Here is a 17,169-nt window from a genome sequence, read left to right on the forward strand (position 1 = left end):
CTTATATCGCTTCATTATCAGTGGTTTTTTCAGCAGCCTGAGCAGCTTTCTTTGCTTTGGCGCGGGCAATAGCAGCCGCGACAGCGGCTTTGCGCGGATCAATATCGGCTTCTGCCGCAGCTACCGGTTCAGGTGCGCTGTGCGTTTCGCCGTTTTGCTCAGCAGCTTGTGCAGTTTTCTTTGCTTTGGCGCGGGCAATGGCAGCGGCAACAGCGGCTTTACGCGGATCGGTTTCAGTTTCTGCGATCACATCATTAGGTTTGGATTCGGATTCAGCGGCTTTTTCTGCCTGGCGTGCCCGCGCCTGTGCCTTTCTGGCTTCACGGGCAGCAATAACAGCACTGTTATCCGGTAATACCGTCGGATTGATGGTAATTGTACCGCCTGCGGTGGTATTTTTTTCTTTCACCCGGGCGAGAGCAGCGCTGATGGCAGAACTGTCTTTTTCATCCACCTGTACAGCGGCTTTTTTATGCCGTGCATCGCGGGCTTCTTTTTCGCGGGCAAGCCGTGCCTGTCTGGCTTCAAAACGAACTTTCGCTTCCGCTGCCCGCTGCGTTTCGCTGCGGATCTCAATAATCTGTGCTTTTTCCTGCCGGTAATATTGCACCAGCGGAATATTGGACGGGCAGACCCAGGCGCAGGCACCGCACTCTATACAGTCAAATAAATGGTGTTGTTCGGCTTTCTCATGCTCTTTGCCTTTACTGAACCAGTATAATTGCTGCGGCAGCAAACCGGCAGGACAGGCATCCACACAGTGACTGCAACGGATACAGGCCTCTTCCGGGGCTTCGGGCTGCATTTCATCTGAGGTCGGCGCAAGAATACAGTTACAGATTTTTACCACCGGCACATTAAGATCCGGCAGGGTAAAGCCCATCAGCGGACCGCCCATCACCACCATTTGCTGGTGCTGCGGGTTAAACCCGGCTTGTTCCAGCAGGAAACGTACCGGTGTGCCGAGGCGCGTCCGGAAGTTACCGGGAGTCTGAACCGCTTCACCCGTAACGGTGACCACGCGCTCAATCAGCGGCTCACCATCAACAATGGCGCGTTTTATGGCAACGACGGTGCCGACGTTCTGCATCAGCACGCCGATATCAGATGAACGCCCGCCGGACGGCACTTCCCGCCCGGTCAGAATTTTTGTCAGTTGTTTAGCGCCGCCGGACGGGTATTTTGTCGGGATCACACGCACATGTATCTGTGTTTCCCCGGCGGTTACCTCTCGCAGGGCGGCAATTGCTTCCTGTTTATTATCTTCAATGCCGATTAACACCTGCTCCGGAGCCAAAAGATGCATCAGGATGTGAATACCGGTCAGAATTTCGCCGCCATGCTCCTGCATCAGACGATCATCCGCCGTGATATAGGGTTCACACTCTGCGGCATTGATAATCAGGGTGCGGATAAGGTCACCGCCGCCTTTGAGTTTGCTGGCAGTCGGGAAACCCGCGCCACCCAGACCGGCAATTCCCGCCTGATGAATACGATCAGTCAGTTCTGTCTTACTCAGGGAGCAGAAATCCGGTGTTTTTTCAGAAGGATAAGCTGTATCCAACCCGTCAGTCTGTATACGGACACACGGTGCGGTCAGTCCGGACGGGTGCGCGGTTACACAAGGTTCAATCGCGGTGATAATCCCGGAGGATGTGGCGTGAACCGGTAATGTGCGCCCGGTGCCGCTTGTCAGCGGCTGACCTTTGAGAACATGTTCACCCGGGCGGACAATCAGGTCGCCTTCGTTGCCGATATGCTGTTGCAGCGGAATAATCAGCTCCGGCGGGACAGGGCAGACACGCATAGGCGTGCGGGATGATTGCACTTTCATTTCCGGCGGATGAATGCCGCCGTCAAAATCCCAGACCCGGTCTTTTTTCAATAAATTGAGTAAATTAAACATAAAACTTATGACGCCTCAATCTGAACGGGTTTGACCGGGGATGCAGCAGGCTCTGCCGGAATATTTCTGACCGGAATACTGTTTAAATCCCATTTCCAGTTGTGCGTCGTGGTAGCGACCGGGATCATTTCGATACAATCCACCGGGCAGGGCGCGACACACAAATCACAGCCGGTGCAGAGATCTTCAATCACGGTATGCATAGCGCGGGTGGCACCGACAATGGCATCCACCGGGCACGCCTGAATACATTTCGTGCAGCCGATACACTGATCTTCATGGATAAAGGCCACTTTACGGACAGGATTCAGGGCTGATTCGTCACCGTCGAGCGGTTGCGGATCAACACCCAGCATATCCGCCAGTTTCAGCATCACCTGCTCACCGCCCGGCGCGCAGCGGTTTATCGCGCCACCATTAGCAACAGATTCCGCATAAGGGCGGCAGCCCGGAAACCCGCATTGCCCGCACTGGCTTTGTGGCAGAATATCGTCGATTTTATCAACAATCGGATCTTCCTCCACTTTAAAGCGGCGGGAGGCATAGCCGAGTATCAGCCCGAACAGCAGCCCGAACAGGCTGAGCACGGCGACGGCAATCCATATAATCGTCATCAGAATTTCACCAGACCACTGAAGCCCATAAAGGCGAGAGACATCAGACCGGCAGTGACCAGCCCGATAGACGCCCCCCGGAAGGGCGCGGGAACATCGGCGGTTGCCAGTCGTTCACGAATAGCGGCGAACAGCACCATAACCAGTGAGAAACCGGCGGCGGCACCAAACCCGTAAACGGCAGATTGCAGAAAATTATGAGACAGATTGATGTTCAGCAGCGCCACGCCGAGAACGGCGCAGTTAGTGGTGATAAGTGGCAGGAAAATACCCAGCAGCCGGTAAAGTGCCGGGCTGGTTTTGCGCACCACCATTTCAGTGAACTGCACCACAACGGCTATCACAAGGATAAAGCTCAGTGTGCGCAGATACAGAATATCCAGCGGGATCAGGATAAAGGTATCCATCAGCCACGAGCTGACAGAGGCGAGCGTCATCACAAATGTGGTGGCGAACCCCATGCCGATTGCGGTTTCTAATTTTTTGGAGACCCCCATAAAGGGGCACAATCCTAAGAATTTGACGAGAACAAAGTTATTCACTAACACAGTTCCGACAAACAATAATAAGTAGTCAGCCATTACAATGCCCAAAGCAAGTCTATATACCCGTCTGAATGACCCAGGTATAAAATACAAAAAACCGGCCATTACCGGAAAACGGATGAAATGATAACAATCCCCGGCGCCCGGGGTTATCGGGATTGTGTGAAAGGCGGTATAACTGAGTGTATCAGAATGAAAAAGCGGCAGAATGTAATAAAAATGCGCACAAGGTTTGCGTCGCGGAATCTGTTAGTGTTACTTTTCAGGGTGATTGTTTCATTCTGACTGCATATTTTTATCCTTTAACGTGACAATCTCCCGGAGAATGTGATGACAAAAATACTGAAAGTGGGTCTGGTAGGATACGGTTTTGCCGGAAAAACATTCCATGCACCGTTTATTGTTAATAATGCCAATATGGAACTGGTGAAAGTCGCCAGCAGTGACGCGCAGAAGGTTCATGCGGATTATCCGGATGTACAGGTTGTCGCCACCCCGGAGGAGATATTCGCAGACCCGTCCATTGATTTGGTTGTTATCCCGACCCCGAATGACACGCATTTTCCGCTGGCGCAGATGGCGCTGGCAGCCGGGAAACATGTGGTGGTGGATAAGCCGTTTACCCTGACATCCGCAGATGCATTTTCACTGGCAAAACAGGCAGATGACGCAGGATTGGTATTGTCTGTTTATCATAACCGCCGCTTTGATTCAGGCTATCTGACACTCAAATCCCTGTTCGAAAGTAAAAAACTCGGTGATATCAAATACTTTGAAATCCATTTTGACCGCTACCGCCCGCAACCGCAGAAACGCTGGCGCGAAGCGGCGGCATTGGGCAGCGGTATCTGGTACGATCTCGGCTCACATCTTATTGACCAGGCGCTGCAATTTTTCGGCAAGCCGGATGCAATAACGGCTGATCTCGGTATGATCCGCCCGGGCGCGGAAGCGGTCGATTATTTCCATGCGCAGCTGCATTATCCGGATGTGAAAGTCATTCTTCATGCGACGACAGTGGCGGCAGCAGAATCGCCGGTGTATATCGTGCACGGCATGAAAGGCAGCTATGTGAAATACGGGCTGGATCCGCAGGAAAATGCCCTGAAAGCAGGAGAGATGCCGGTTGGTATCAACTGGGGTCACGACAGCAGAGACGGAAAAGTGACACTGTCACCAGATGGTATTGAACTGATAACAGATATTTACCCGAACAAAGCCGGACATTACGGGCGTTATTACGCCGAAGTAGCAGAAGCGATTCTGAATAACGGACCAAACCCGGTAACAGCGGCGGAAGGTGCGGAAGTGATCCGGATTATTGAAGCCGGAATGGAATCTCATAAAACAAAACGGACGGTAGCGCTGTAATCAGCCCTCCGGTTCTACCCTTATTCATTCAAACGGCAGGTTCGTTGGCGGAGCTTGCCGCTTTCCTGCATCCTGAATGACGTTGGGTATAGTTCAGACAAAAAGTGAATAACGTATGACAAACTGGTGGCAGAAACTGCGGTTAGATCCGTTCCTGGTTATTATGATCACAGTGGTTATTTTAGCCTCTCTTTTTCCGGTAACGGGGAGTATTGCCACCGGATTCCGCTATCTGACCACCGCCGCGATTGCGCTGTTGTTCTTTTTTCATGGTGCCAAGCTTTCCCGTTCTGCGATTGTGACCGGCATGGGACACTGGCGTCTGCATCTGATGGTGTTCAGCAGTACCTTTATTCTGTTCCCGGTTCTGGGGCTGGGTCTGAGTTTCCTGGTGCCGGAGTGGATGTCGCCGGCTATTTACATGGGCTTCTTATACTTATGTGCCTTACCGGCAACAGTACAATCGGCTATTGCTTTTACCTCTGTTGCCGGGGGAAATGTAGCGGCTGCGATTTGCAGTGCTTCCGCATCCAGTATTCTTGGTGTTTTTTTTATCGCCGGTCATTATCGGTTTTATGATGGAAACACAGGGCGCACATGACCTTGATACCTTTGGCGCGATCAAATCCATTTTACTGCAACTGATGCTGCCGTTTGTTGTCGGGCATCTTTCCCGCCCGCTGATTGGCAAATGGGTGGATCGCAACAAAAAAATCATCAATAAAACAGACCGGACCTCTATTTTGCTGGTGGTTTATGTCGCATTCAGTGAAGCGGTCGCGGAAGGTATCTGGCAAAAGATTGATGCGATGTCTATTTTACAGATTGCGGTTGTCTCCTGCGTCTTACTGGCGATAGTGCTGGTGATTAATGTGTATGGCTCGCGCTGGCTGGGTTTCAGTAAAGAAGATGAAATAACCATAGTGTTTTGCGGCTCGAAAAAGAGCCTGGCAAACGGCGTACCGATGGCAAACGTGATGTTCCCGCCTGCCGTTGTGGGCGTTCTGGTTCTGCCGCTGATGCTGTTTCATCAGATCCAACTGATGGTCTGCGCGGTAATGGCGGCACGCTATGCCCGCCGCAGTAAGGCTCACAAACAGGAGTAATTATGATGCGCCTGATGGCAGGATACGGTGACAGCAATGCGGGAAGTACATCGTTTTCATACAGCTCAGGCAGCTCAGGTTCCGGCAGCGGGGGAAGCAGTTCCTCTTCCGGAGGCGGGCTTCAGGCAGTTGGTAATAAAAACCGCCGCATACAGCATACGGCGGTTTTATAATCAGACAAAAGCAGGAGATTATTTGCTGCGTTGTGCCGCTATCCGGCGTAGTTCGGTTTTCTCTTGTTCAGAAAGAAATGCAATGTCCAGCCCGTTAATCTGTGCCTGCTCAATTTCCGCACGTGTCAGACCGGCAGCTGGTGCTGCGACATTATATTCATACGCTATTTCAATGCCTTCAACAGCAGGGTCATCCGTATTGATAGTTGCAGGAATGCCGTGCGCCAGAAACTGTTTCAGCGGGTGTGCCGCGAGAGATGCCACTGTGCTGGTCTGGATATTGGAGGTCAGGCAGGATTCCATGCCGATGCGGTGCTCCGCCAGATAATCCATTAGTACAGGGTCTTCAATTGCCATCACACCATGCCCGATGCGCTGTGCGCCGAGGTCGCGGATAGCCTGCCAGATACTGGCGGCACCGGCAGCTTCACCGGCGTGGGCGGTGATCGCCCAGTTGGCATCGCGGGCTTTACGAAAGTGGTCGGTGAACAGGTCACCCGGATAGCCGGATTCATCACCGGCAATATCCAGTGCCACAATACGCTCACGATGAGCAAGCAGCGCATTCAACTCAGTATGACAGGCCTCTGTGCCAAAAGTACGGCTGAGGATGCCAATCATATTAATGCGCACAGCGCTGTTACGCGCCACTGAGTTCACACCATCCAGCACCGCTTCTACCACACCTTCAACCGGCAGTTTATGTTTCATCGCCATATAATACGGAGAGAAACGCAGCTCGGCATAGTCAATCCCCGCATCTATTACATCCTGAACGTTTTCTGCCGCGACACGGTGGCAGGCATCCAGATCTGCGAGTACTGAAACACCCCAGTCAAGTTTTGCCAGAAATTGCACCAGGTCCGGCTCATTGCTCATCACCTGAACATACGGGCGCAGGGTTTCCGGCTCATAAGCCGGTAATGGCAGATTATGTTGGCGGGCAAGACTGATAATGGTGGAGAGGCGGATATTGCCGTCGAGATGACGATGAAGATCAGTGAGGGGGAGTGAACGGTTAATCATCATAATCAATATTCCTTACGGATAACAAAAAAGCCGGTCTGGCGACCGGCTTTCACTTAATCAACTAATGATAAAGAACGATATTACTGCGCAGCCGGTGCCGCAGTGTCTGCAGCCGGCTCTTCACCGATAGTAATATTTTCTTCAATGACGTCGCCGTCAGCATTCATTTCGACAGGCTCTTCGTTATAGCCTTCGTCACTGTTATCACTCAACATACCGTATTGGTCGTATTTTGCGAGGAATTCAGCAACAGTAAATTTCTTACCGTTGAAATCAATGTTGTTATTGCTGTATTTCAGATCCATGCCGATGGTTTTATCAGTAACTTTAACCACTTCCATCATGGCACCCATGCTGGCCATCTGAGCAACACCTTGTTCGCCTTGTTCTTTGGCTTCTTTCGCGCCCATACCTTGTGACTGCATGGCAACCGCCACGAAATCAGTCAGCATTGGTTTTGACAGATCCATATTGAATGCGAAATCTTTAACCAGAACCGGCAGGATTTTTTCAAAGCTGCCACTGTGCTCCAGGGATTTAAAGTTTTCCTGAGTCAGGGGATTAAAGGTCATGCTGAAGTTAACTTTTGACTCGCCACCGCTGTTTTTCCAGCTCAGCGGGGAGATAGCAAATGACGGACTGTGTTTGAAGAGCGCCAGTGCGTTGGTCTTCATTTTCTCGTCCAGCGCGTCCATTTTGCTGTCATCAAAGTTTTCGGTATACATGGAATCACTCATCTGAGAGTATTCTTCCATTGATGCCATCAATGTATTTGCTGCAGTTGCATCCAGATCTTTCAGTGCGCCTTTCAGGGTGATGCCACCCAGGTCGATATCACGATAGCTCAGTGAACCCAGGCTGTAATCGATATCCGCGCTCATTTTGTTGTCTTTGACGCCGGACGTGCCGTTCAGCTTCAGATCTTTCAATGTAACGTTATCGCTGTAATTAACAACAACCAACTCTTTCATCGACAGATTCTGGTCGCCCAGATAGAAGAAGCTGTCACCGGATTTGCTTACGTCGCTGTCAAATGCCAGACCACGCATCACCAGGCTTTCACGCTCACCTTTGCGGTAAGTCAGTTCATTGCTGCTGCCGTTACCTTTCACGTTTTTAAATTCTTTATCGAATTTAACATTCAGGTCTGCACCGGAGAATGCCAGTTCTTCGCCATCTTTTTTGTAGTCGATTTTGCTGACAGCAAGGTCGATATCAAAATTCTGGTCGTAACTGATACGGGTGTCCAGAGCAACAGGGGATTTACCGCCGGTCATATCAAATGCCGGTTTGGTGCTTTCGCTGCTTTCCAGTTCAGAATGGATTGACGCCATGTTTGGCGAAAGAACCATTTTTTTCAGCTGAGACAGCGGGAACGGACCGTGGTCAATTTTGTTAACGATAACTAACTGGTCTTTGGCGCTGCTTCCTTCACCCTGAAGAACCAGTTTAACGTCAGAACTGAAAATACCGCGTGAAAAATCTTTTGCAGTCAGAGTAATCTGAGCATCAGGATATTTATCCTTGATCAGTTTATTTGCTTTGGCAACGTACTGCTCGAGGTTCGCTTCGATTGTTTTACCGGTCTGCCATGAAGCAACACCCCATGCTGCACCTAATGCAACAATAACGCCAACAGCAACTAACGACTTTTTCATAGAGAAATCCATCCTTTATATGCGATTCAATTTGCAGGTTTTCGCACGGTATCAAATTAACGGACAGTTTACAGAGCAAACTGTCCGGGAGAAATCAGGGAAGTACTTACAGCGTATTATAAACGCGGGCAATGATTCCTTCACCATCTATTTCAAATTTTCTTTCTGTCGCTGAGAGAAAAGCTGATTCACCTTCGATAACTCTTAAAGTCGTGGTTTTGGTAGTGATAACCACCTGACCTTTCACACAAAAAAAGAATATTAGCGCTATTATTATCCAGTGTGATTTTCTGATTATTTAATTTAATCACCGAAAAAGAGAAATCATCGACCGGAACCGGGAAAATATCGCAGCCATTTGCGGTGTGTGGTGACATAAATAAGCTTTTTACCGGTTTCGTAATGAAATCAAGATTACTCAGTAATTCTGCTACATCTATATGTTTTGGTGTCAGCCCGGCCCGCAGCACGTTGTCTGAGTTTGCCATGACTTCCAGCGCGGTTCCCTCCAGGTAAGCATGGGGAGTCCGGGCATACAGAAACATGGCTTCACCCGGTTTCAGTTCGACAACATTAAGAAGAAGAGGGGTGAATAAACCATTATCTTCCGGGTAAAACTCCGTCATCTTCCTGATAGTATCCCACGGCTCTCCCTGACGGCTGTTCAGTGCTGATTTCAGCACACCAATAGCTCTGTCTTTTGTTTCACCGCTCATTGACAGCAACCGGGTAAACAATACAGAAAGCTGTTCTTCCGATGGTTCTGCAATAAACAGGGCAATTCCCGGATGTGCCGGTGCCACTTCACTGAGCAGTGTGCAGATCTCCGGCAGCGGACGAAAGGCATTCATCGCTTTGAACGGGGTGAGGGCATAAACCAGCTCTGGCTTATGATTATCATCCTTATAGTTACGAACAGGAGAATCAAGGGGAATACCCGCCAGATTTTCCCGTGCAAAACCGGCTTCTGCCGCGGCTTTGTCAGGATGCACCTGAACGGAAAGCGGTTGGGCGGCACTCAGCACTTTAAACAAAAAGGGTAACCGGTGAAAGCGGCGGTTTATTGTTTCCCCCAGACAGCCCTGCGGGTCGGCGGCGATATAATCATATAAAGAGCTGACGTTACCGCTGTTATCCGTGACGACTGAGCTGGCTTTAGGGTGTGCGCCCATCCATAATTCCGCCATCGGCTGCTTATCAGGATTCGGGTAACCGTACATTTCTGTCATCGCGGTATAACTGCCCCAACTGTAGTGTTGCACCTGATTCTGCATTTTTAACATAGCTTCGCTCTCTTTTTAAACAATTAACAATAAGATAGTAACAATAAAACAATAAGTCTGCCCGGATCGCATAATCGGAAATGAAACTATGGCAAGATGACGGCGTTTTCAGAGTTTATCTGCAACGTCCGGATTTTCAAATTCATTTTATGTTGTGTGCTAAGGAGAGAGTAATGGCGGTCACGCGTATTGAAAAAGACTCAATGGGCCCTGTTGATGTCCCGGCTGACAAGCTGTGGGGCGCGCAGACTCAGCGTTCATTAGAGCATTTCCGTATCTCAGTTGAAAAGATGCCCGCTGATCTGATCGCGGCGCTGGCCATGACAAAAAAAGCAGCCGCAGCGGTTAACTGTGATTTGGGGCTGTTGGCGCAGGAGCGCGCCGGAGCAATCATTGCGGCGGCAGATGAAGTGCTGGCAGGTAAACATCCCGGTGAATTTCCGCTGGCTGTCTGGCAGACCGGCTCCGGCACACAAAGTAATATGAATATGAATGAAGTGCTGGCAAACCGTGCCAGTGAAATTCTCGGCGGCAAGCGCGGCAATGAGCGCCTGGTTCACCCGAATGATGATGTAAATAAAAGCCAGAGTTCCAATGACGTCTTCCCGACCGCTATGCATGTCGCCGCTGTCATTGCGGTCACGACACAACTTATTCCTGAATTAAAATCTCTGCACAGTGTCCTGGCGAAAAAAGCGGAAGAATTCCGTGATATCGTCAAAATCGGCCGTACGCATTTACAGGATGCAACGCCGCTGACATTAGGTCAGGAAATTTCCGGCTGGGCAGCCATGCTGGAATATAACCGCAAACACCTGGAAAACAGCCTGCCGCACCTGAGCGAGCTGGCACTGGGCGGAACGGCAGTCGGCACAGGGCTTAATACGCATCCCGAATATGCTGTCCGAGTGGCGAAAAAAATCGCGGAGCTGTCCGGTCAGCCGTTTGTGACCTCACCAAACAAATTTGAAGCACTGGCAACCTGTGATGCGCTGGTTCATGCGCATGGTGCGCTGAAAGGTCTGGCGGCATCAATGATGAAAATTGCCAATGATGTCCGCTGGCTCGCATCCGGTCCGCGCTGTGGTATCGGTGAACTGGCTATCCCTGAAAATGAACCGGGAAGTTCTATCATGCCCGGAAAAGTCAATCCGACACAGTGCGAAGCAATGACCATGCTGTGTGCCCAGGTGATGGGAAATGATGTTGCCGTTAATATCGGCGGGGCTTCCGGTAACTTTGAGCTGAACGTATTCCGTCCGTTGGTTATCCATAACTTCCTGCAATCTGTCCGCTTGCTGGCAGAAGGCATGCGCAGCTTTAATGAGCATTGTGCCGTGGGTATCGAGCCGGTTCGTGAGCGAATCAGTCAGTTGCTGAATGAATCACTGATGCTGGTCACTGCGCTCAATACCCACATCGGCTACGACAAAGCAGCAGAAATCGCGAAGCAGGCACATAAAGAAGGATTAACCCTGAAAGCCTCTGCCATGAAGCTGGGTTATCTGACTGAAGCTGAATTTGATGCCTGGGTGCGCCCGGAAGATATGGTCGGCAGCCTGAAGTAATCAACAGCATTTTTAGTATGACGGTATATATACTCTAAATAATTCGGGATGCCTGTAGGCGACAAGCTCCGATTGCCGGGGAGCATACATCAGTATGTGACCCGGCGGGCTGAGCGCAGTCAACACCCGGGCATTCTGAAGTATGACGAGTATTCTCACATTATCTCCATAAACAAATGCAGGCGGGGTATTACGGAGATCAGTTTTTTTGCCTGAGGGCGGTGGCGCACCTTAATATTTTCGGCATCATAATCCGGTAAATCCCCTGTGACAGGTCTGTTTTCATCATCACCATCATAAAACACAATAATCGGTGAGGCGTTTGCATACTGCACCTGCTTTTGTGCCTCACTGTACCAGACTCTGGCAATCGGCTGGACTTTAACCGGCCGTTTGATTTTAAGTACGGCATCCGCCGGAATCTGTTTCAGTGCCGCTATTTCCTTTGCCAGAAACGCCTGCCATGCCTCTCTGGTGTGGGGGGCAATTGCCCGTGGGTTCTGGTAACGCTCCTCTGTCTGAGCCAGTAATTCATCACGATCCACTTTCTGGATAATATGTTTGTTCGCCCAGCCAAAGCGGACAGTATCAGGAGAGGTCACGGACTGGATCTGACGGTAAGCATTTAATGTAATCAATCCTTTGATTTGATTATGAACAAATTCAAAACGCTGTGTTTTATTGACCCCGGATGTTTCAGTGACTATTTTTGCCAACTGCTTTTTCAGGGTATTAATATCATCGAGTTGTTGCTTCACCTGCCGCTGCTCAGCGCGGGGAAGGGGAACCAATATGACACCGGGCAAACGTACCGCAGATTTACTGCTGATATTGTGGTCATTATCAAAAATAAACAGCCGCTGATAATGCGCTAATGCCATGTTTGTTGCAGCTTCACCGGAGACAGGAATAACAGGAATAGTAGTAATCTCTTCATTTTCCTCACCTTTTAGCCTGTCGGGTAACTGATAAACCTGTGCCTGAACTCCCGGTGTGTGGCTGAGTGTCAGACAGAAGGTATTCAGCATATTCTCTAGCTGTTCGAAACAGGCTGTGAGTGACATTTTTGCATCGTATCGCATCAGATTCACCATTTTAGTTACAACATACAGTATGGTTTTATCATCAGATTACTTTAGCATCCTGCTTTATACAAGGATAAAATGCTTTCAGCAGCAGGGCGAAAGGGCTCATTATATGTAAATTAGTAATTATGAGTACGGAGAATTAATCCATTAAAAAATCACCATTAACCCGATAATTAAATACCGGGTTAATGGTGGATGTTGATTTGGCATAATACGATATACCCTTATTCATTCAAACTACAGGTTCGTTGGCCGCACTCAACCAGCCGGGTCACATACTGATGTATGCTCCCCGTCTGTTTTCCCTTGCCGCCTTCCTGTAACTTGAATGATGTTGGGTATATATTTTATCCGTTATATCAGTAGTTAAAATTCGAAATTATTGCTTTTTTACCGAACAGTAACTGAAAATAATATACCGCAGAGGAGTATTTCTATTATGAACAACCAATTTTTTCTTTTGGACAGTTAACCAGGGGTTGATGAATTTCTGACGGTTCCCAAAGATCAGGCGGGGCTTCATTTACATTAGGCTTCGGATAACAACTGATGGATCATCAGTGAACTGCTTAATAATAGCGTTAACATAATCACCTCGTTATATGTAAAATTTAATTGTTGATATAATAATCAGGCATTGATTTACATTTCAGGCATTACCATGGATATCCCCATATAACCGGACAGTATTCAGGTGAAACAATATCGCAGCCTTCAAATGAAGCTGCAGAAGAAATTAATAATGAACCGGATAACAATAGTGCTAGCATAGATACTCCCTGTAAATGAACTCTGTTATTAAAATATGATATCAACAGAAGGGATTGCTGATTGAACAGGTGCTGTCAATATAATAGGAAATTGTTGGTTCCCGTGGAGGCGGTGGTGGCGGAACCTGATCAGTATTCCGTGGCGGGAAAATATTATGAACCATTAATGAACTGCTTAGCAGTAATGTCAGCATAAATAACCTCTTCATTATGTTAAGTTATCATAAACTTGAGATGTAATATCAGCGGTACGTATTAACATTAGCGGGCTTAACCCGACAGGACAATTAACCTTATGAGGTATTTTATATCGCCGGAGTATAAAGAATCCCTGTTTTATTTTAAATGGATTATTTTCTTACATTAGTTTTTAACTGTATGTAAGTGAACTATTAATTTATGCTGGTTTTATTATTTAGTAAGATAAGAATGCCATTGCTATTAGTGAAACGTTGATAGTAATGGCAATATACCTTTATTCATTCAAACTACAGGTTCGTTGGCGCAGGGAAGCCAGCCGGGTCACATACTTGTGTATGCTCCCCGTCTGTCTTCCCTTGCCGCCTTCCTGTATCTTGAATGACGTTGGGTATATATGAATAAATAATACGCATACAAAAAGAAAGGGTAAAGACATTCCCTGTTAATCGTTTTTTTGCATTACCCCTTAAATTTAAGGGGTGTAAGTAATTGATTTTCCAACCGGAGGCCAGATGTCACACGTAGAAGGGTAGTTAATATCACACTGATACGTTGAGAATGAAAATAAAACACTACCTAATAAAAAATGCACTCATTTATAACCTCACTGTATAATAATGAAAATGAAAAACAGACTATTTGCCTGACTACAGAAAATTACCAATAATGCATTCGTTCTGTAATTAGTCCGATGAGGTATTTTATATATCGGAGATATTAATTCCCATGGGGATATTGCACAGGAATTAATATAAATCTTATGAAGAAATTTGTTTCTTCAGGTGCAGAGCAATAAACAGTCCGATAACCAACATGGCGGCAATAAAACAACCGACACCCGTCCAGTGCCAGTAAGACCAGAATACACCGCCAAGTGTACCGGCAATACTGGAACCGCCATAATAAGCAAAAAGATACAGTGAGGATGCCTGTGCGCGCGCGCGTCTTGCACGGCGTCCGACCCAACTGCTGGTGACGGAATGGGCGGCAAAAAAGCCGGTGGTCAGCACTAACATACCAATAAGTACGGCTGCCGTGGCGTCACCAAGCGTTATCAGAATACCGGACAGCATCAGTACTACCGCACCAATCAATATATTGGCGTATCCGTATTTCCGGGTCAGCGTACCGGCTTTGGATGCACTGTAGGTGCCTGATAAATAAACAACAGATAACATACCGACAACCGCCTGACTGAAATTATACGGCGGCTCCAGCAGCCGGTAACCAATATAGTTAAACAGCGTGACGAAACTGCCCATAATGATAAAACCGATAGCAAATAACCAGGGTAACCCGTCGTCCCGGCAGTGCAGGATCAGATATTTCCACAAGCTCTTAGGCTTGAGTGAACTGGCGCGGAAATGGCGGGAGGGCGGTAACAGCCGCCAGAATAAAAATGCACCGAACAGGGCAAATGTCCCCAGGATCAGAACCGCAATGCGCCAGTTGGCGTAATCAGCAACCACCCCGGTTATCAGTCGTCCGCTCATACCGCCTATCGAGTTACCACTGATATATAACCCCATGGAAAGCGCTACGTAGCCCGGATGGATCTCTTCACTGAGATACGTCATTGCCACCGCAGCCACACCGCTGAGCGACAGCCCGACAAGTGAGCGGACAATCAATATCCCCGTCCAGCTTGTGGTAAAAGCGCTGAGCAGTGTGAAAAGTGCGGCGCAGGTCAGCGCGACAACCATTACGTTTTTGCGCCCGACCGCATCAGAGATGGGGCCGGTAATCAGTAACCCGACCGCCATAAATCCGGTGGCAAGGGAGAGTGACAAGCTTGCCTGCGCGGGTGATACGGCAAAGTCTTCAGATAACAGCGGCAGAATGGGCTGGACAAAATAGAGCAGCGCAAAGGTCGCCAGACCCACCATAAAAAAGGAGAGGGTAACGCGCAGATACAATTTGTCATCACGCTGGATATAGTGCAATTTTGTCTGACTCACGGCACTGTCCCGGTCAATATCCGGGGCAATCGTCAGTTTATTCTCATCAGTCATACACTTATCTCAGGTCGCAGTAATATAACAGAGGATAAAAAGATGCTACTATTTTGTCTAATATATTAATACTCTTGATTGATACTTTAAACGACTTAGTGAGGCAATAATGATCGAATTTCGCCATTTGCGCTATTTTATTGCCGTCGCAGAAGAGCTGCATTTCGGGCGGGCGGCAGAGCGGCTGAATATTTCACAGCCCCCGCTGAGCCAGCAAATTCAGGCATTGGAAAAGGCAATACCGGCAAAATTACTGGCGCGCAATAACCGGAATGTCAGCCTGACACCGGCGGGTGAAATGTTTCTGCGCGAAGCCTATCAAATCCGCGCTCAGGTTGAGGCGGCGATCGGCAAAGCGGCGAGAATGGAACGCGGGGAGTTGGGAGAAGTCTCTGTTGGTTTCACGTCAACCACACCTTTTATGCGCCATATTACCGCGACATTTCGCCAGTACCGGGAAGCGTACCCGGATGTGGCTATTCACATGCACCAGATGAATACAAAACAGCAAATCAATCCGTTACTTACCGGCCGGATTGATTTTGGTGTGATGCGCAACACACAATTGCCCGATAATCTGGTTCATGAGTTGTTGTTCAGAGAACGATTTATGTTAGCAGTCTATGATGATCATCCGCTAATCCGGCACAGGGAAGCGGGTATTTCACTTGATATGCTCAACGGCGTGCCGCTGGTCTTTTTTGAGCGGGATGTGGGAACAGCATTATACGATGAAATCATTAATATACTGAAAGGGGCAGGCGTAACCCCGGTAATAGCCCAGGAAGCTGGCGAGGCAATGACGATACTCGGGCTGGTGTCTGCCGGGCTGGGAGTGTCACTGGTGACTGAGTCCTTTACGCGGATGAAAGTGGATGGTGTCCGTTACCTGCATTTAGCTGAAAATCAGGCGTTTTCTGAAGTCTGGTTGGTGTATCATAAACATAAAATATTATCGCCTGCCGGTCAGCGGCTGATTGCGATGCTGAAAAGTAATGTTTTCCGCTGAGCGGAGCCGTTTAAACTGAGGTGCAAGTGTTCCGGTGTGATAAATATCCCGCGATAACTGTTTTGTTACTCACTCTGTGGTCAGGCATTGCCGGCGCGGCGGTGAGTCTCAGCGACTTTTATCAGCCCGATGGCACCCGGCGTGCGATAACGCATAATATTACGGCACTGACCGGGCAATTTCTTGCAGTGCCGTACCGGGCGCATCAGTTGGTTGGTTCGCCGGAAATGCCGGAGCAACTGGTCACAAATCTGAATGCGCTCGATTGTTTTACCTATCTGGATTATGTGGAAGCGCTGAAGCGCAGCCCGCAACAGCAGGATTTCCCCGGACAACTGGCGCAAATCCGCTATAAAAACGGGGATATCAGTTATTTTCAGCGGCGTCACTTTTTTTCAGATTGGGTAAGCGGCTCACAGCCGGTTGCACAGGATATTACCCGACAACTGTCACCGGGCTTTCAGGTGACACATAAGCAGCTTAATCAGCGCAAGACGGGGGACGCCTATATTCCCGGTCTGCCGGTAACAGCACGGGATATTGCCTGGCTGCCGGTATCTGCACTGACGCCGGTGGTGCTCGCACAATTGCAGACCGGAGATTATATCGGTATCTACTCCCCGCAAGCAGGGCTGGATGTTTCCCACGCGGGGATTATTATCCGTACTCCGGACGGATTATTTCTGCGTAATGCGTCATCAACACGGCGGGAACGGCAGGTGATAGATTCGCCATTACACCTGTATCTCCGGCAAAAAAGCGGGATAGTGGTATACCGTGCGGTGTTGTGAAACCACTTACGAACCCGGCGTTTACCCGGATAATGACTACTTCAG

The 17,169-nt window shown here is 48.9% G+C and carries 12 protein-coding genes and 2 pseudogenes; 6 read left to right on the top strand and 8 right to left on the bottom strand.

The genetic code is table 11. From position 1 onward, the window contains the following. Position 1: 1 nt before the first annotated feature. Genes rsxC through rsxA form a run of 3 tightly spaced genes read right to left on the bottom strand, consistent with a single transcriptional unit; the run spans position 2 to position 3,101 of the window. Complete coding sequence (gene rsxC, locus AYY16_RS03550) at positions 2-1,906, bottom strand: electron transport complex subunit RsxC (RefSeq protein ID WP_067362160.1); 1,905 nt, start codon at positions 1,904-1,906, stop codon at positions 2-4. Between the two features lie 5 nt (positions 1,907-1,911). Further along, entirely contained in the window at positions 1,912-2,520 is a 609-nt protein-coding gene (gene rsxB, locus AYY16_RS03555) for an electron transport complex subunit RsxB (RefSeq protein ID WP_067362163.1), read from the bottom strand. After that, positions 2,520-3,101 carry an electron transport complex subunit RsxA gene (gene rsxA, locus AYY16_RS03560; protein ID WP_067362166.1) on the bottom strand — a complete coding sequence of 194 codons (582 nt, stop codon included), beginning with the start codon at positions 3,099-3,101 and terminating at the stop codon, positions 2,520-2,522. The genes rsxB and rsxA overlap by 1 nt, the downstream gene beginning before the upstream one ends. A gap of 294 nt (positions 3,102-3,395) precedes the next feature. Here rsxA and AYY16_RS03565 point away from each other — a divergent pair, with 294 nt between their 5' ends. From AYY16_RS03565 to AYY16_RS20125, 3 genes and pseudogenes are all read left to right on the top strand, one after another. Then, positions 3,396-4,436 carry an oxidoreductase gene (locus AYY16_RS03565; protein WP_067362169.1) on the top strand — a complete coding sequence of 347 codons (1,041 nt, stop codon included), beginning with the start codon at positions 3,396-3,398 and terminating at the stop codon, positions 4,434-4,436. 115 nt (positions 4,437-4,551) lie between these two features. Then, positions 4,552-5,542: pseudogene (locus AYY16_RS03570) on the top strand (bile acid:sodium symporter family protein). 2 nt (positions 5,543-5,544) lie between these two features. Then, positions 5,545-5,715 (top strand): hypothetical protein, encoded by a 171-nt coding sequence (locus AYY16_RS20125; protein ID WP_156664948.1) that lies wholly within the window; start codon positions 5,545-5,547, stop codon positions 5,713-5,715. An 18-nt stretch (positions 5,716-5,733) separates the two neighbouring features. Here the strand turns inward: AYY16_RS20125 and add are convergent, their stop codons facing one another. The 3 genes and pseudogenes from add to manA form a co-directional block, all read right to left on the bottom strand. Continuing rightward, positions 5,734-6,741 carry an adenosine deaminase gene (add, locus tag AYY16_RS03575; RefSeq protein ID WP_067364625.1) on the bottom strand — a complete coding sequence of 336 codons (1,008 nt, stop codon included), beginning with the start codon at positions 6,739-6,741 and terminating at the stop codon, positions 5,734-5,736. Between the two features lie 83 nt (positions 6,742-6,824). Continuing rightward, positions 6,825-8,402: a YdgA family protein gene (locus AYY16_RS03580; RefSeq protein ID WP_067362172.1), complete on the bottom strand. Its 1,578-nt coding sequence runs from the start codon at positions 8,400-8,402 to the stop codon at positions 6,825-6,827. Positions 8,403-8,508: 106 nt separating this feature from the next. Further along, positions 8,509-9,685 (bottom strand): annotated as a pseudogene (gene manA, locus AYY16_RS03585) (mannose-6-phosphate isomerase). 173 nt (positions 9,686-9,858) lie between these two features. On the opposite strand from manA, the gene fumC reads away from it, so the two are divergent. Then, a complete protein-coding gene (gene fumC / locus AYY16_RS03590) occupies positions 9,859-11,253 on the top strand; it encodes a class II fumarate hydratase (protein WP_067362175.1) in 1,395 nt (464 codons plus the stop codon). Between the two features lie 155 nt (positions 11,254-11,408). On the opposite strand, the gene tus is transcribed toward fumC, so the two are convergent. Both tus and AYY16_RS03600 read right to left on the bottom strand, forming a co-directional pair. Next, positions 11,409-12,335 (bottom strand): DNA replication terminus site-binding protein, encoded by a 927-nt coding sequence (tus, locus tag AYY16_RS03595; RefSeq protein WP_223861152.1) that lies wholly within the window; start codon positions 12,333-12,335, stop codon positions 11,409-11,411. Positions 12,336-14,070: 1,735 nt separating this feature from the next. Then, positions 14,071-15,324, bottom strand: a complete 1,254-nt coding sequence (locus AYY16_RS03600) for an MFS transporter (protein ID WP_067362178.1) — start codon at positions 15,322-15,324, stop codon at positions 14,071-14,073. A 106-nt stretch (positions 15,325-15,430) separates the two neighbouring features. Here AYY16_RS03600 and AYY16_RS03605 point away from each other — a divergent pair, with 106 nt between their 5' ends. Further along, the gene (locus tag AYY16_RS03605; protein ID WP_067362181.1) at positions 15,431-16,333 is read left to right on the top strand and encodes a LysR family transcriptional regulator; all 903 of its coding nucleotides are present in this window, start codon (positions 15,431-15,433) and stop codon (positions 16,331-16,333) included. A gap of 101 nt (positions 16,334-16,434) precedes the next feature. Next, positions 16,435-17,124 carry an N-acetylmuramoyl-L-alanine amidase-like domain-containing protein gene (locus AYY16_RS03610; protein WP_223861151.1) on the top strand — a complete coding sequence of 230 codons (690 nt, stop codon included), beginning with the start codon at positions 16,435-16,437 and terminating at the stop codon, positions 17,122-17,124. The last annotated feature ends 45 nt before the right edge of the window (positions 17,125-17,169 follow it).

The sequence above is a fragment of the Morganella psychrotolerans genome, assembly GCF_001676155.1.
Classification (GTDB): Bacteria; Pseudomonadota; Gammaproteobacteria; order Enterobacterales; family Enterobacteriaceae; genus Morganella; species Morganella psychrotolerans.

Coding starts and splice junctions, on each gene's coding strand:
- add (WP_067364625.1), bottom strand. CDS start 6,741: ATGATTAACCGTTCACTCCCCCTCACTGATCTTCATCGTCATCTCGAC.
- AYY16_RS20125 (WP_156664948.1), top strand. CDS start 5,545: ATGATGCGCCTGATGGCAGGATACGGTGACAGCAATGCGGGAAGTACA.
- AYY16_RS03565 (WP_067362169.1), top strand. CDS start 3,396: ATGACAAAAATACTGAAAGTGGGTCTGGTAGGATACGGTTTTGCCGGA.
- rsxB (WP_067362163.1), bottom strand. CDS start 2,520: ATGACGATTATATGGATTGCCGTCGCCGTGCTCAGCCTGTTCGGGCTG.
- tus (WP_223861152.1), bottom strand. CDS start 12,335: ATGCGATACGATGCAAAAATGTCACTCACAGCCTGTTTCGAACAGCTA.
- AYY16_RS03600 (WP_067362178.1), bottom strand. CDS start 15,324: ATGACTGATGAGAATAAACTGACGATTGCCCCGGATATTGACCGGGAC.
- rsxA (WP_067362166.1), bottom strand. CDS start 3,101: ATGGCTGACTACTTATTATTGTTTGTCGGAACTGTGTTAGTGAATAAC.
- rsxC (WP_067362160.1), bottom strand. CDS start 1,906: ATGTTTAATTTACTCAATTTATTGAAAAAAGACCGGGTCTGGGATTTT.
- fumC (WP_067362175.1), top strand. CDS start 9,859: ATGGCGGTCACGCGTATTGAAAAAGACTCAATGGGCCCTGTTGATGTC.
- AYY16_RS03580 (WP_067362172.1), bottom strand. CDS start 8,402: ATGAAAAAGTCGTTAGTTGCTGTTGGCGTTATTGTTGCATTAGGTGCA.